We start from the raw sequence: 14,328 nt of genomic DNA, 5'->3' as shown, positions 1-14,328 counted from the left end.
CCGTCAGCGCGCGCCGACGGGACGGATGAGCCCTTCCTGGATCACCGTGATCGCGAGCACGCCGTCGGCACGGAAGATCGTCCCCTGCGCGAGCCCGCGCGCGCCCGACGCCGTCGGGCTCGTCTGGTGGTACAGGAGCCAGTCGTCGGCCCGGAACGGGCGGTGGAACCACATCGCGTGGTCGAGGCTCGCGATCATGAACTGGTCCTGCTGCAACGACCGTCCGTGCGGGAGCATCGCGGTGTCGAGCAGCGTCAGGTCGGACGCGTACGCGACGACGCACGCGTGGAGCAGCGGATCGTCGGGCAGCACGCCGTTCGCCTTGATCCACACGTCCTGCTCGGGCGCGCGCGGGCTCGGCACCAGCCACGGCGGGTCGTGCACGGGACGCGAGTCGATCGGGCGCTCGCGCACGAGCCACTGCGCGAAGTCGGGACCGAAGCGGTCGACGTGCGGCTCGATCCGCTCCTGGAACGTCGGCAGCGTCTCCGGGTCGGGGACGTCCGGCATCGGGTCCTGGTGCTCGGGACCCGTCTCCTCGACCTGGAACGACGCCGACAGGTTGAAGATCGCGCGGCCGTGCTGGATCGCGACGACACGCCGCGTCGTGAAGCTGCGTCCGTCGCGGATGCGGTCGACCTCGTAGACGATCGGGACGGTCGGGTCACCGGGGCGCAAGAAGTAGGAGTGCAGCGAGTGCACCGGCCGGTCGGGCTCGACCGTGCGGCCCGCGGCGACGAGCGCCTGCGCTGCCACCTGGCCACCGAAGACGCGTTGCCGGTCTTCGTCCGGGCTCAGGCCCCGGAAGAGGTTGACCTCGAGCGGCTCGAGCTCGAGCAGCGAGATCAGGTCGTCGAGCGCGGTTCCCATGCGCAGGCGATCGTACGCGGCGCAACCGTCCCCGCTAGCCGAAGAAGACGCTCGCGACCCCGAAGATCTTCGGGTCGACGGTCTTCAGCTCGCGCACCGCGTCGGCGAGCGGCACGCGCGTGATCGACGTGCCCTGCAACGCGACCATCTTCCCGAAGTCACGCTCGTGCGCGGCGTCGATCGCCTCGATCCCGAGCCTCGTCGCCAGCACGCGGTCGAACGCGGTCGGCGTGCCGCCGCGGAGCACGTGGCCGAGGATCGTCACGCGCGTCTCGAAGCCCGTGCGCGACTCGATCTCCTGCTGCACCCAGTTCGAGATCCCGCCCAGTCGCACGTGGCCGAACGCGTCGACGTCGCTCGACTGCGTGGCCATCTGCCCCTCCTTCGGGACCGCGCCCTCGGCGACGACGACGATCGAGAACCGCGCACCATGCTTGTGTCGCCGCCGGATGTGCTCGCACACCTGCGCGATGTCGAAGGGCTCCTCGGGCACGAGGATGACGTCCGCGCCGCCCGCCAGCCCCGCGTACGTCGCGATCCACCCCGCGTGGCGGCCCATGACCTCGACGACCATCACCCGGTCGTGACTCTCGGCCGTCGTGTGGAGACGGTCGATCGCGTCCGTCGCGATCTGCACCGCGGTGTCGAACCCGAACGTGAAGTCCGTCGCGCCGAGGTCGTTGTCGATCGTCTTCGGCACGCCGATCACGTTCGCTCCGGCGTCGGTGAGCTGCGACGCGACGCCGAGCGTGTCCTCGCCGCCGATCGCGACGAGCCCGTCGATCCGCTCGCCGCGCAACGTGTCGAGCACCTTCTCGAAACCGTTGTCGACCTTCGACGGGTTGGTGCGCGACGTGCCGAGGATCGTGCCGCCGCGCGGCAGCAGCCCGCGCGTCGCATTGCGGTCGAGGTCGATCGTCTCGTCCTCGATCACGCCCCGCCAGCCCGACCGGAAGCCGACGATCGTGTGGCCGTAGATGCCCTCGCCCTTGCGCACGATCGCGCGGATGACGGCGTTGAGCCCCGGGCAATCGCCACCGCCCGTCAGGACACCGATTCGCATGGTCACCTCCGGTCCTCGCCTCCGCGACCCGTCATGTTGCCCGTCGCGGACGGCACGCCCGCGCGCTGTCACTCTGCGCGCGCTCGCCCCCGCTACCCTTCGGGCGTGCGCCGAGGCCGGATCCGTGCCGCCGTCGAGTCCGCGCTCGTCCCGCTGCTCGAGCCCGGCGAGGAGCCCCGTGCCAGTGCCGCGGTGTGGATGGCCGACCGCCGCGCCCGCGTCCCGCTGCTGGTGACGAGCCGCGCCGTCTACCTGCTCGCGCTGACCGACCGGCGGCTGCTCGTCTTCGACACGCCGCGGCGGGGCCGGCCGCTCCTCGAGGCGGACCTCCTGCTCGCGAAGCCGCTCGGCGCGTTCACGCTCCGCTCGGTCGCGGCCTGGCACCCGCTGCTGCAGTTGCGGGTCGGACTCGGCCGCAGCCGCGAGCTCGTACTCGAGTTCCGGCCGCGCGACCGGGCCGTCGGCCACGCGGTCGCCGACGCGCTCCCCCGCGCGCCGCGAGAGGACGCACGCGCCGCGGCGGACGTCTCGACCGCGTGACCGTCGTCGTCGCGATCGACGCCGGCACGACCGGCGTGCGGTCGCTCGCGATCGACGAGCACGGCGCGATCCGCACGTCGTCGTACCGCGAGTTCCCGCAGTACTTCCCGCGGCCGGGATGGGTCGAGCACGACCCCGACGAGATCTGGGACGCGACGCGCGCGACGCTGCGCGACGTCGTCGAGACGGTGCACGGGACGGGCGAGGTCGTGGCCGCGATCGGCGTGACGAACCAGCGTGAGACCGCGGTGGTGTGGGACCGCGCCACCGGCCGGCCGCGGCACCGCGCGATCGTCTGGCAGGACCGCCGGACGACGGCCGACTGCGAGGCGCTTCGCGCCGCCGGGCACCTGCCGTTCGTGCGCGAGCACACCGGCCTCGTGCTCGACTCGTACTTCTCGGCGACGAAGCTCGCGTGGCTGCTCCGGGAGGGCGGCGTGGAGGCCGACGCCGACCTCGCCTTCGGCACGGTCGACAGCTGGATCCTCTTCGAGCTCACCGGCGGCGCGTCCGGAGGCGTGCACGTGACGGATCCGTCGAACGCGTCGCGCACGCTCCTGTACGACATCGACGCGCTCGCGTGGTCGGCCGAGCTCGCGGAACTGTTCCGCGTCCCGCTCGCCTGCCTTCCCGAGGTGCGACCGAGCAGCGGGCGCTTCGGCGTCACCGACGGCGACGAGCTCGACGGCCTGCGCGTGCCGGTGAGCGGGATCGCGGGCGACCAGCAGGCCGCGCTGTTCGGGCAGGCGTGCTTCGCGCCCGGGATGGCGAAGAACACCTACGGCACCGGCTCGTTCGTCGTCGTGAACCTCGGGCCGTCGCATCCGCCACCCGCCGAGGGCCTGCTCACGTCGGTCGGCTGGACCGTCGACGGCGCGACGACATACGTCCTCGAGGGCTCGATCTTCGTGACCGGCGCGGCGATCCAGTGGTTGCGCGACGGCCTCGGCGTGATCGGCGACGCGTCCGAGACGGGACCGCTCGCCGCGAGCGTTCCCGACACCGGCGGCGTGGTGTTCGTTCCCGCGTTCACGGGTCTCGGCTCGCCGTACTGGGATCCCGAGGCGCGCGGCGTGATCATCGGGCTGACGCGCGGCAGCTCGCGCGCGCACCTTGCACGCGCGGTCGTCGAGGCGATGGCGTTCCAGACGCTCGACGTCGTGCAGTCGATGCAGCGCGCGAGCGGCATCGAGCTCGCCGAGCTGCGCGTGGACGGCGGCGCGAGCGTGATGGACGTGCTGTGCGCGTTCCAGGCCGACCTCCTCGGCGTCCCGGTCTGCCGGAGCGCGGTGACCGAGACGACGGCGCTCGGCGCCGCGTACCTCGCCGGCCTCGCCGAAGGCGTGTGGGCGAGCGCCGACGACGCCGCGGCCGCGTGGGCCAGCGACCGGACGTTCGAGCCGTCGATGGACCGTGACGAGGTCCGCGCCCGTCAGGAGATGTGGCACCGCGCCGTCGAGCGGTCGCGGGGCTGGGCGTCGGGCCCGGCCTGACGCCCACGCCCTCAGGCTTGTCCCGAACCCGCCGATGGGATCGGGATGTCACGGTTCGCGGTCGTGGTCGCGGTCGTCGCGGCGTTCCTCGCCGCGCCCTCGGTCGCGTCGGCGGCACCCGCGACGTCGACCGACGCGAGCGCGGTCCGGCCGACGCTGTCCTGCACGTCGCACGACGACCCCGCGCAGGGCATCGACACGACGGTGTTCGGCTACGTCAACACGTCGGGCCAGCGGGTGACCGTGCCCGTCGGGACGTGGAACGCGCTCGTCGACGCACCCGGCGTGACACCGCCGACCGTGTTCGAGCCCGGCTCGCATCCACACGCGCTCGAGGCCCACGTCCCGTCGGGGAGGCACGCGCACTGGTATCTCGGCGCGGGCGACGTCGCCGGCCCCGGACCGCGGTGCAAGGGACGGGTCAGCCCGGCCGTCGCACGTTCGATCATGCGCAGCAGCCTGATCTGGGGCGTCCCGCTCGTGTTCGTGTGGATCGTCTTCTGGCTGAAGCGCCGCCGCGACGGCGTTCGCACGCGCCGACGCTGGTTACCCGTTCGCGACTGACGGCAGCATCGGCCCCGGGTCGGTCACGGGCTCGAGCGTCGTGACGATCGCGGTCTCGGCGGGAACGTCCTCGGCCCGCTTCGTCGCGTACGTGTCGACGTACTCGTAGCCCGAGAGGGACGCGATCTCGAACATCACCTCGTCGGTCATCGCACGCAGCGCGAGCCCGGCGCCGTCGTCGGCGCGCGACGCGTAGCGCTGCGGGTCGATGGGATCGCCGAACCGCACGCGCACCTCGCGGAACAGGCGCGGGAGCTTCGCGTCCGTGGCCTGGATCTCGTCGGTGCCGACGAGACCGACGGGAACGACCGGCGCGCCCGTCGAGAGCGCGAGGCGCGCGACGCCGGTGTGCCCTCGGTGCAGGTAGCCGTCGCGCGTCCGCGTCCCCTCGGGGTAGATCCCGAACACGCCGCCCGCGCGCAGCACGTCGGTGGCCGCGGCCAGCGCACCCTCGCTCGCGCTGCCGCCCTCGCGCCGGATCGGGATCTGGCCGCACGACCGGAAGAACCACGCGGTGCGCGGCGAGTCGAAGTACTCGGCCTTGGCGACGAACGTCACCCGCCGCCGCACGACGAGCGGCAGGAAGATCGAGTCCATGAACGAGCGGTGGTTGGCCGCGAGGATCACCGCGCCGCGGCTGGGGACGTGCTCACGCCCGTCGACACGGACGCGGTAGCAGAGGCGCAGGATCGGGGTGAGGACCGCCTTCAGCGCCCAGTACGCCACGCGCGGACCGTACCCGAACCGCGTTGACCCGTCGGTCAAGTTCCTCCTACCCTGCCCCGGCCGAGCGGAGGAGCCCATGCGGCGCAAGCTGACGCAACGAGGACGCGACCGGCGCCGACAGCTCATGACGTGCGCGGCGTCGCTGTTCGCCGAGCGCGGGTACCACCCGACGTCGGTCGCCGACATCGTCCAGAGCCTCGGTGTCGGCAAGGGCGTCTTCTACTGGTACTTCTCGAGCAAGGAGGAGCTCCTCGCCGAGATCCTGCGCGAGGGCCACCAGGACCTCCGCCGGCGTCAGCAGGCCGCGATCGGCGACGAGCCCGACCCGATCGTGCGGATCGAGCGCGGCGTCCGCGCCTCGATGGAGTGGTTCCGCGACCACCGCCACTTCTTCACGCTGTTCCAGTTCGCCGCGACCGAGGAGCGGTTCGCGCCGGTGCTGCGCCGCAACGAGGAGGTCGCGATCGCCGACACCGTCCGTCACATCAAGGACGCCATCGTCGACGGGCGCATCGGCGACCAGGACCCCGAGGTGCTCGCGCAGGCCGTCGTCGGCGTCGTCGAGCAGCTCACGCGCGCGTACTTCTTCCAGCGCGACGAGCCCGTCGACCGCATCGCCGACGCGGCCGTCTCGTTCTGCCTCCACGGCCTGACCGGCTGACCCCAGACGTCCATGCGTCGTTCGTCGTCGTCTGACGACGTTTAGCGACGCATGGACATCGTCACCCGAGCTTCGGGAGCGCCTTCCGGATGCCGCGGATCGCCTGGGTGATGCGCTTCTCGTTCTCGACCAGCGCGAACCGCACGAACCCCTCGCCACCGGGACCGAACCCGACGCCCGGCGACACCGCGACCTTCGCCTCGGGCACCAGCATCTTGGCGAACTCGAGGCTGCCCATCTCCTCGTACGGCTCGGGGATCGGCGCCCACACGAACATCGTCCCCTGCGGCTTCGGGATGTCCCACCCGATGCGCGCGAGCCCGTCGACGAGCGCGTCGCGACGACCCTTGTAGATCGCGTTGACCTCCCGCGGGTAGTCGGGCGTCTCGTTCATCGCGACGATCGACGCGATCTGGATCGGTTGGAACGTCCCGTAATCGAGATAGCTCTTCAGCTTCGCGAGCGCGCCGACGACCTCCGGGTTGCCGAGCAGGAACCCGACGCGCCAGCCCGCCATCGAGAACGACTTCGTCAACGTGTACAGCTCGACGGCGACCTCGGTCGCGCCCGGTACCTGGAGGATCGACGGCGGCTCGTAGCCGTCGAAGCCGAGGTCCGCGTACGCGAAGTCGTGGACGAGGAGCACGTCGTGCTCGCGCGCGAAGTCCACCATGCGGGCCATGAACTCGAGGTCGACGCACGTCGTCGTCGGGTTGTGCGGTAACGACAGCACGACGACGCGCGGGCGCGGCCACGACTCCTCCCACGCGTTCAGCAGGTGCTGGAAGAAGTCCTGCTCGGGCCCGAGGCGGACGTGGCGGACGTCCGCACCGGCGAGGATCGGGCCCCAGATGTGGATCGGGTACGACGGGCTCGGCACGAACGCGACGTCGCCCGGTGCGAGCACGGTCCACATCAGGTGCGAGAACCCCTCCTTCGCGCCGATCGTCGTGCACACCTCGGTCTCGGGATCGAGCTGCACGTCGAACTTGCGCCGGTACAGGTCGGTGATCGCGAGCCGCAGCTTCGGCAGGCCGCGCGTCGCGGAGTACCGGTGGTTGCGCGGGTTGCGGGCAGCTTCCGCGAGCTTGTCGACGGCGATGCCCGGGGACGGGACGTCGGGGTTGCCGAACCCGAGGTCGATGACGTCCTCGCCGGCCCGGCGTGCCTCCATCTTCAGCGAGTCGATGATGCCGAAGACGTACGGCGGCAGGGCGTTGATCCGGCGGAACTCCATGACGGGCCAGGGTAGCCCCGGGGTCCGAAGCCCCCGGTTCTTCTTTCGGTCCACGGACTCACTGCGTCCTCATGGTGCACCCGCGGCCCGGGATGAGCTCGACGTCGACGGTCACCCGCGCTGCACGCGACGGCGAACAACGCGAGCGCGAGCAGCGCGAGCGGCCACCGAGGTGTGGGACGTGAGCGGGATCCCGTCCCGCTCACATCCCAAACCTGCAGTGAACGATGTCGCGCTACTTCGGGAACTGGTACGACTGCGCCGCGCTGGAGATGAAGTTCGTCTTCAGCGCCCGCAACCCGCCCGGCGCGGTCGGGTCGGCGACGAAGATCGTCGACTCACGGGGCGGCACGCGCTGCGCGGGCGGCCCGTACGTGTACGTGCCGGCCAGGCCGAGGGTGTCGACCGTTCCCAGCTCGTTGAGCGCCTTCTGGATCCCCGCCCGGCTGAGGTCACCGAGCGAGACCGCCTTCTCGAGGAGCTTCGCAACAGTGAACGCCTGCGCGTACCCGAACGCGAAGTAGATGTCCGGACCCTGCTTGGGGTCGAAGCGCTGGATGTCGTCGAGCATCTGCTTCATGCCGGGCACGGACGTGTCGCCCCACTGCGGCCCTTGCGCGGCGAGCCAGTAGTGCTTGCTCGTGTACGCGCCCGTCGCACCCTGCGCGAGGAGCGAGACCCACGTCGGCGCCTGACCGAGCCACTGCAGGTTCACGTTCTGCGACGCGGCCTGGCCCATCAGCGGGATCGTCGCGGTCGGGAGCGCCACGAGCCAGACGGCGTCGCACCCCGACTTCACCTGTTGCAGCTGCGCGGTCAGGTCGGTCGACGCCGCGCTGAACGTCGTGATCTTGCCGAGCTTGAAGTCGAGGTGCTTGGCGGCGTACTCGACGCCGGCCTGGCCGGCGTCGCCGTACTTGTCGTCCGAGCGGATCAGGCACAACGTCTTGCCCTTGCCGCCCTGGTCGACCCAGTACGAGATGCCGTTGATCGCCTCGATCTGGTACGGCGCGGCGACCGGCAACAGGTTCGCGTCGCGCACCCACTCGGCGTCGAGCGTCGCCGGTGCCGCGACCATCTGGTCCTGGCGCATCGGCGTCAGGAGCGCGTTCGTGATGTCCGTCCCGAGCACCTGGGCGAGCATCACGACCTTGTCGCGCAGCTCGGCGTAGTTCTGTTGCGCGACGTTCGAGTTGTACTGGCTGTCGCGGACCTCGAGGTTGACCTTGTACTTGCCCGCGATGCCGCCCTTGGCGTTGAGCGCGTCGAAGTAGACGCGGTTCCCGTTCGTGAGCGCGAGCCCGATCACCGACGCGATGCCCGTCTGCGGCGAGATCGCACCGACGGTGATCGTCTTGCCGTCGAAGCCGGTCGTCGTCGCGGGCGCGCCGCTCTTGCCGCTGCTCTTGGAGCTCGGGCTGCTGCTCCCCCGGCACGACGCCCCCAACGTCGCCATCGCGACGACGACCAGCACGGCGACCATGCGACCCCCCGGCCGCCACCGAGCCATCCGCTCCATCCGTCCCCCTCTCGGAACACGATCGGCACGGGAACCTACCCAGCTCAGGGCCGGAGTTACCGGATGGTCACCCGCAACAGGACGAAGTGCCGGGCGCGACCGTCAGAACGGCCACGCCCGGAAGTACGCACGGGCGCGGTCGAACAACGCCGCGAGCCCCCGCGACTCGAACAGCAGGAACACGATGATGAGGATCCCGAAGATGATCTGGTTGAGCGCGAACACCGACAGGTAGCCGGAGCCGCCCGAGCCGCTCTGCACGAACGGGATCTTCGTCGACTCGCTGATGTGCTGGATCACCTGCGGGAGGCCCGCGACGACGAGCGCGCCGAGCACGGCCCCGCGGATGGTCCCGATGCCGCCGATGATGATCATCGCGACATACGTGATCGACAGGACGAGGCCCGGCGCGCCCCCGAAGTCCGACGGGTTGACGAACTGCTGCACGAGCCCGAACAGCCCGCCGGCGACGGCCGCGCACGCGCTCGACACGGCGAACGCGCCGATCTTGTAGCGCGCGAGGCTGACACCGATGACCTCGGCGGCGACGTCCTGGTCGCGCACCGCCTGCATCGCGCGTCCGGGGCGCGTCCGCGCAAGGTTCACCGCGAGCAGCGCGACGATCCCGACGATCAACCACACCAGGTAGAACAGGCCCTGCCGTCGCGTGAACGTGCGCCCGAACAGCTCGAGATGCGCGAAGTCGACGGGGCCGATCTTCGCCGGCGCATCCGTCGCGGTCCCGGCCTGACCGCCGGTCACGGTGTCCCAGTTCGTGAAGATGTGCGCGCCGATGTAGAGCAGCCCGATCGTGACGATCGCGAGGTAGTCACCGCGCAGCCGGAGCGCGAACGGTCCGACGAGCGCGCCGATGGCGGCGCCGATCAGCGCGCACAGCGGGAGCCACACCCACAGCGGCAACCCCTGTTGCACGCCGAACCACGCGGCGACGTACGAGCCGCAGCCTATGAAGAACGCGTGGCCGAGCGAGATCTGGCCCGTGTACCCCGTCAGCAGGTTCAACCCGATCGCTCCCACCGCCGCGAGCCCGCAGCGGGCGAGCACGTCGAGCCAGAAGTCCTGCAGCACGAGCGGCAGCAGCACCCACGCGGCGACGAGCACGAGCACCAGGACGACCTGCGAGCGCGTCCGCAGCAGGCGGATCTGGTCCGCGGGCCGGGTCGGCATCGAGCGCCGCCGGGCGCGACGACGGCGCTCCGCGCCGAACGCCCGGAACGACAAGACGCCGCCGCTCATGCGCGTCTCACGTGGCGCAGGCCGAACAGGCCGTACGGGCGGACCATGAGGACGATCACCATCACGACGTAGGGCATCACCAGGTCGAAGCCCTGGCCGAGCCACGACGCGTACTCGGGCTGGTAGCCCGCGGTGAGCGACTGCGCGAGCCCGATGACGATGCCGCCGACGACCGCGCCGCCCGGCGAGTCGAGGCCGCCGAGGATGATCGCCGGGAACGCGGTCAGCGCGACGAGCTCGATGTCGGGCCGCACACCCGCGCCACCACCCGCGAGGGTGACGCCCGCGAGCGCGGCGACGAGCCCGGCGATCGCCCACGACAGCGACACGATGCGTCGCGCGCTGATCCCCTGGGCGAGCGCGGCCTCGAGGTCGACGGCCGTCGCGCGCATCGCGACGCCGAGCTTCGAGTACCGGAAGAACAGGAAGAAGGCACCGAGGACGACGATCACGAGCGCGATCGTCCACAGGTCGGCGACGCGGAGGTTGATGTTCCCGGCCTTGACGGACCGAACGCCCCACGGGTCGCCGAGCGGCAGCGGGTTGCCGCCCCACACCGTCGGGACGACTTGTTCGATGATCGTCAGCACCCCGATCGTGATCATGATGACGACGAACGGCGGCTCGCCGGTCAGCTTGCGAAGGACGGTCGCCTCGGTGATCACGCCGACCAGCGCGCCGGCCGCCATCGCGAGGACGAGCGACAGGTAGAAGGGCAAGCCGAGCGTCTGGTGGAAGTCGTACGCGAAGTACGCGCCGAGGACGACGAACCCGCCCTGCGCGAAGTTGATCACCCCCGTCGCGCGGTAGATGACGACGAACCCGAGCGCGACCAACGCGTATTGCGCGCCGTTGGCGACGCCCGCCACGACCAGCTCGAGGAACTTCGTCATGAGCTCATGATCCGTACATCTCCTCGACCAGCTGCGCGTTCGCGCTGATGACCGCCTCGCGCCGGACGCGCTGCGTCGTCGTCAACGCGCCGGCGGACTGCTCGAGCGGCTCGGGCAGCGCGCGCACGTCGCGGATCTCCTCCGGCGGCGCGACGTCGCGGTTCACGTCGTCGAGCACGCCCCGCAGCAGGTCCTGGACCTCGACGGACCTCGCGAGGTCCTGGAACGTCGTGAACGGCACCGAGTGCTCGAGCGCCCACGCGGTGACGACGTCGGGCGCGAGCGCGACGAGCGCGGTGACGTAGGGGCGCCCGTCGCCGACGACGACGGCCTGCTGCACGTAGGGCGAGCGCATCAGACGCTCCTCGAGGAACCGCGGTGCGATGGCGGCACCGGACGCGGTCACGACGACGTCCTTCTTGCGGTCGGTGATGACGAGGTTGCCGTCGTCGTCGAGGCGTCCGAGATCGCCGGTGTGGAACCAGCCGCCCGCGTCGATCGCCTCCCGCGTCCGCTCGTCGTCGCCGACGTACCCGGTGAAGACGCCGGCGCCGTGCACGAGCACCTCGCCGTCGTCGGCGACGCGGACGTGCATCCCCGGCAGCGGCGGGCCTGCCGTGCCGGGGCGGACGGGCACCGTGCGTGGGCACGTCGCGAACCCCGTCGTCTCGACGGTGCCGTAGCACTCGCGCAGCGCGAGCCCGAGCGCGGCGAACGACTCGACGACGGCGGGCGCGAGCGGTGCACCCACGGACAACGCGACGCGGGCGCGCCGCAGGCCGAACTTCGCGCGCACCGGCCGGTAGACGAGCGCGGTCCCGATGCGTCCGACCGGCCGACCGGCACGCGCGCGGCTCGCGCCACGAGTGCGGAAGAACCGGAACGCTGCCCGCTTCACCGCGTCCGCGCGCGCCATCCGCAGCTCGATCGTTGATCGCACCTCCTCCCACCAGCGCGGCACGGCGACGAACAACGTCGGCTGGACCTCACGCGCGTCCTCGACGAGCGTCTCCCTTCCTTCGCCGAAGTTCACGACGAGCCCGGTGCGGAGCGCGAGCGGGCCGGCCACGACGGCGGCGCCGACGTACGACAACGGCAGCGAGCTGAGCGTCTCGTCACCCGGGCCGAGCGCGAGCACGTCGCCGAGCGCGACACCGGTCGCGACGAGGTTCGTCCGCGACAGCGCGACGGCGCGCGGCGGGTCGCTGCCTGCCGAGAACACGATGCGCGCCGTCGCGCTGTCGGCGACGCGCGCGCTCGTCTCCGCCCACGCGCGGACGACGTCGTCGGCGCCATCACGGGAGCCGCCACCGAGCGCCTCGAGCTCGTCGAGGCTCACCTCCGCGCGTGCCCGCAACGACGGGATGCCGCGCGTGTCGACGACCACGATCGTGCGCAACGACGGGACGTCCGCGCGGATCGCACGCGCGACATCGAGCTGCTCCTCGTCCGCGACGACGAGTGCGACGGCACCGACGTGGTGCAGCAGGCGCGCAGCATCACCCGGCGGTGTCGCGGGGTGCAGACCCGCGACGGCCGCGCCGACGCCCTGCGCGCCGACCTCGACGAACAGCCACTCGGGCTGGTTGCCGCACAGGATCGCGACGGTCTCACCGGCGTCGACGCCGAGCGCGCGCAGCCCCAGCCCGGCGGCCGCGGCGCGCCGCGCGTACTCGGCCCACGTCGTCTCGTGCCAGTAGCCGAGCCGCTTGACGCGCAGCGCCACCGTGCCGCCGGCCTTCTGCGCGCGCCGAGCGAGCAGCTCCGGCAACCCGCCGAGCGTCTCCTCGCCGGCGGCCGTCGTCGTCGTGGACACCGGTGTCACCCCGGCTGCCCGAGGTAAGCGTCGATGACGCGCCGGTCGGACTGCACGGCAACCGGGTCGCCGAGCGCGATCGCCTCGCCGAAGTCGACGACCATCACGCGGTCGGCGATGTCCATGACGAGGTGCATGTCGTGCTCGACGAGGATCGTCGCGATGCCGAGCTCACGGGGCATCGCGACGATGTGGCGGGCCATGTCCTCGGTCTCCTCGAGGTTCATGCCCGCGACGGGCTCGTCGAGCAGCAGCAACCGCGGTTCCATCGCCAGCGCGCGCCCCAGCTCGATGCGCTTCTGGACGCCGTACGGGAGCAGACCGACGGGCTGGCGACGGTACGCACCGAGATCGAGGAGCTCGACGATCTCCTCGCAGCGGCGGCGGTGCACCACCTCCTCGCGCCTCGCGCGACCGAGCCACACCATCCCCGCGAGGAACCCGGTCCGCATCAGGTGGTGGCGCCCGAGCATCAGGTTCTCGATCACGTCGAGGTTCGTGAACAGCCCGATGTTCTGGAACGTGCGCGCGACGCCGAGGTGCGCGATCGTCGGCGGGCGCCGGCCGACGAGCTCCTCACCGTCGAGACGGATGCTCCCGGTCTGCGGCCGGTACGTGCCGCTGAGGCAATTGAAGATCGACGTCTTGCCCGCGCCGTTCGGCCCGATGATCGCGAAGAGCTCGCCGCTGGCGACCTCGAAGGAGATGTCGGACAGCGCGGTCACGCCGCCGAAGCGGAGGGTCACGTCGCGCACGACCAGGAGCGGCGCGCCGGTGTGCCCGTCGGCAGTCACTCACGCGCTCCAACGGTGACGGCGGCGCGGCTTCAGGTCGCGGAACGACCGGCGCCCCCGCTCGCCGACGCCGAGGTAGAAGTCGCGCACCTCCTCGTCGGCGAGCAGCTCCTCGGCCGGCGCGTCCTTCATGACACGGCCGTTCTGGAGGATGTAGCCGTAGTGCGCGATCGACAGCGCCATCGTCGCGTTCTGCTCGACGAGCAGCACGCTCGTTCCCGCCTTGTTGATCTCGGCGACGATGTCGCGGATCTGCTGCACGATGAGCGGCGCGAGCCCCAGCGACGGCTCGTCGAGCAGCAGCACCCGCGGGCGTGCCATGAGCGCGCGACCGATCGCGAGCATCTGCTGCTCGCCACCCGACAGGTAGCCCGCCGTCGACGACCGGCGCTGCGCGAGCACCGGGAACAACGACATCACGTACTCGTACGTCTCGCGCACCGAGCCGCGGTCACTGCGCGTGAACGCGCCGGCACGCAGGTTCTCGTCGACGGTCAGCTCCCCGAAGATGCGGCGGCCCTCCATCACCTGACCGAGCCCGCGCCGGACGATCTGCGGCGCGGCGGCGCGCTCGATGCGCTCGCCGTCGAGGAGCACCGTGCCCCGTGTCACCTCGCCGCGATGGACGGGCAGCAACCCGGACACGGCGCGCAGCAACGTCGTCTTCCCGGCGCCGTTCGCGCCGAGCAGCGCGACGACGGTCCCGGTGCGTACCCGGAGGCTCACCCCGCGCAGCGCGACGATCGAACCGCCGTAGACGACCTCGAGGTTCGCGACGGCGAGGACCGGCTCTCCGTCGGCAGCACGAGCGGGGTCGGTGTCGACGACGTCGCGGGGGTCGCGCACGGGGGAAGTATGCCCGGCTCGACGTGACCGTCCGCGACTTCTGTGCGTG

General features: G+C 71.5%; 14 protein-coding genes. 4 read left to right on the top strand and 10 right to left on the bottom strand.

Annotation, left to right across the window (positions count from 1 at the left end; genetic code table 11):
• Positions 1-3: 3 nt before the first annotated feature.
• Together tesB and VFC33_18585 are read right to left on the bottom strand one after the other, a co-directional pair.
• Positions 4-870 carry an acyl-CoA thioesterase II gene (tesB, locus tag VFC33_18590; GenBank protein HZR15250.1) on the bottom strand — a complete coding sequence of 289 codons (867 nt, stop codon included), beginning with the start codon at positions 868-870 and terminating at the stop codon, positions 4-6.
• Positions 871-904: 34 nt separating this feature from the next.
• Positions 905-1,933: a 6-phosphofructokinase gene (locus VFC33_18585; GenBank protein ID HZR15249.1), complete on the bottom strand. Its 1,029-nt coding sequence runs from the start codon at positions 1,931-1,933 to the stop codon at positions 905-907.
• 105 nt (positions 1,934-2,038) lie between these two features.
• On the opposite strand from VFC33_18585, the gene VFC33_18580 reads away from it, so the two are divergent.
• Genes VFC33_18580 through VFC33_18570 form a run of 3 tightly spaced genes read left to right on the top strand, consistent with a single transcriptional unit; the run spans position 2,039 to position 4,530 of the window.
• Complete coding sequence (locus VFC33_18580) at positions 2,039-2,473, top strand: hypothetical protein (GenBank protein HZR15248.1); 435 nt, start codon at positions 2,039-2,041, stop codon at positions 2,471-2,473.
• On the top strand, positions 2,470-3,966 hold the full coding sequence (gene glpK / locus VFC33_18575) for a glycerol kinase GlpK (GenBank protein HZR15247.1): 1,497 nt from the start codon (positions 2,470-2,472) through the stop codon (positions 3,964-3,966). The genes VFC33_18580 and glpK overlap by 4 nt, the downstream gene beginning before the upstream one ends.
• 45 nt (positions 3,967-4,011) lie before the next feature.
• Entirely contained in the window at positions 4,012-4,530 is a 519-nt protein-coding gene (locus VFC33_18570) for a hypothetical protein (GenBank protein HZR15246.1), read from the top strand.
• On the opposite strand, the gene VFC33_18565 is transcribed toward VFC33_18570, so the two are convergent.
• The gene (locus tag VFC33_18565) at positions 4,513-5,256 is read right to left on the bottom strand and encodes a lysophospholipid acyltransferase family protein (protein HZR15245.1); all 744 of its coding nucleotides are present in this window, start codon (positions 5,254-5,256) and stop codon (positions 4,513-4,515) included. The two genes, VFC33_18570 and VFC33_18565, sit on opposite strands and share 18 nt — an antisense overlap.
• Positions 5,257-5,332: 76 nt before the next feature.
• Here VFC33_18565 and VFC33_18560 point away from each other — a divergent pair, with 76 nt between their 5' ends.
• On the top strand, positions 5,333-5,917 hold the full coding sequence (locus VFC33_18560) for a TetR/AcrR family transcriptional regulator (GenBank protein HZR15244.1): 585 nt from the start codon (positions 5,333-5,335) through the stop codon (positions 5,915-5,917).
• A gap of 61 nt (positions 5,918-5,978) precedes the next feature.
• Here VFC33_18560 and VFC33_18555 read toward each other — a convergent pair whose 3' ends face one another.
• The 7 genes from VFC33_18555 to VFC33_18525 form a co-directional block, all read right to left on the bottom strand.
• Positions 5,979-7,154: an aminotransferase class I/II-fold pyridoxal phosphate-dependent enzyme gene (locus VFC33_18555; GenBank protein HZR15243.1), complete on the bottom strand. Its 1,176-nt coding sequence runs from the start codon at positions 7,152-7,154 to the stop codon at positions 5,979-5,981.
• A 235-nt stretch (positions 7,155-7,389) separates the two neighbouring features.
• Positions 7,390-8,664, bottom strand: a complete 1,275-nt coding sequence (locus VFC33_18550) for an ABC transporter substrate-binding protein (GenBank protein ID HZR15242.1) — start codon at positions 8,662-8,664, stop codon at positions 7,390-7,392.
• A 111-nt stretch (positions 8,665-8,775) separates the two neighbouring features.
• On the bottom strand, positions 8,776-9,930 hold the full coding sequence (locus VFC33_18545) for a branched-chain amino acid ABC transporter permease (protein HZR15241.1): 1,155 nt from the start codon (positions 9,928-9,930) through the stop codon (positions 8,776-8,778).
• Positions 9,927-10,823, bottom strand: a complete 897-nt coding sequence (locus VFC33_18540; protein ID HZR15240.1) for a branched-chain amino acid ABC transporter permease — start codon at positions 10,821-10,823, stop codon at positions 9,927-9,929. The genes VFC33_18545 and VFC33_18540 overlap by 4 nt, the downstream gene beginning before the upstream one ends.
• Positions 10,824-10,827: 4 nt before the next feature.
• The gene (locus VFC33_18535; GenBank protein ID HZR15239.1) at positions 10,828-12,639 is read right to left on the bottom strand and encodes an AMP-binding protein; all 1,812 of its coding nucleotides are present in this window, start codon (positions 12,637-12,639) and stop codon (positions 10,828-10,830) included.
• A gap of 5 nt (positions 12,640-12,644) precedes the next feature.
• Positions 12,645-13,433: an ABC transporter ATP-binding protein gene (locus VFC33_18530; protein ID HZR15238.1), complete on the bottom strand. Its 789-nt coding sequence runs from the start codon at positions 13,431-13,433 to the stop codon at positions 12,645-12,647.
• Positions 13,434-14,279: an ABC transporter ATP-binding protein gene (locus VFC33_18525; GenBank protein HZR15237.1), complete on the bottom strand. Its 846-nt coding sequence runs from the start codon at positions 14,277-14,279 to the stop codon at positions 13,434-13,436. It lies immediately after the preceding gene.
• Between the last annotated feature and the right edge of the window lie 49 nt (positions 14,280-14,328).

This window comes from Acidimicrobiia bacterium (assembly GCA_035651955.1).
GTDB lineage: Bacteria > Actinomycetota > Acidimicrobiia > IMCC26256 > JAMXLJ01 > JAMXLJ01.
This window is presented reverse-complemented; position numbering and strand designations above follow the sequence as displayed.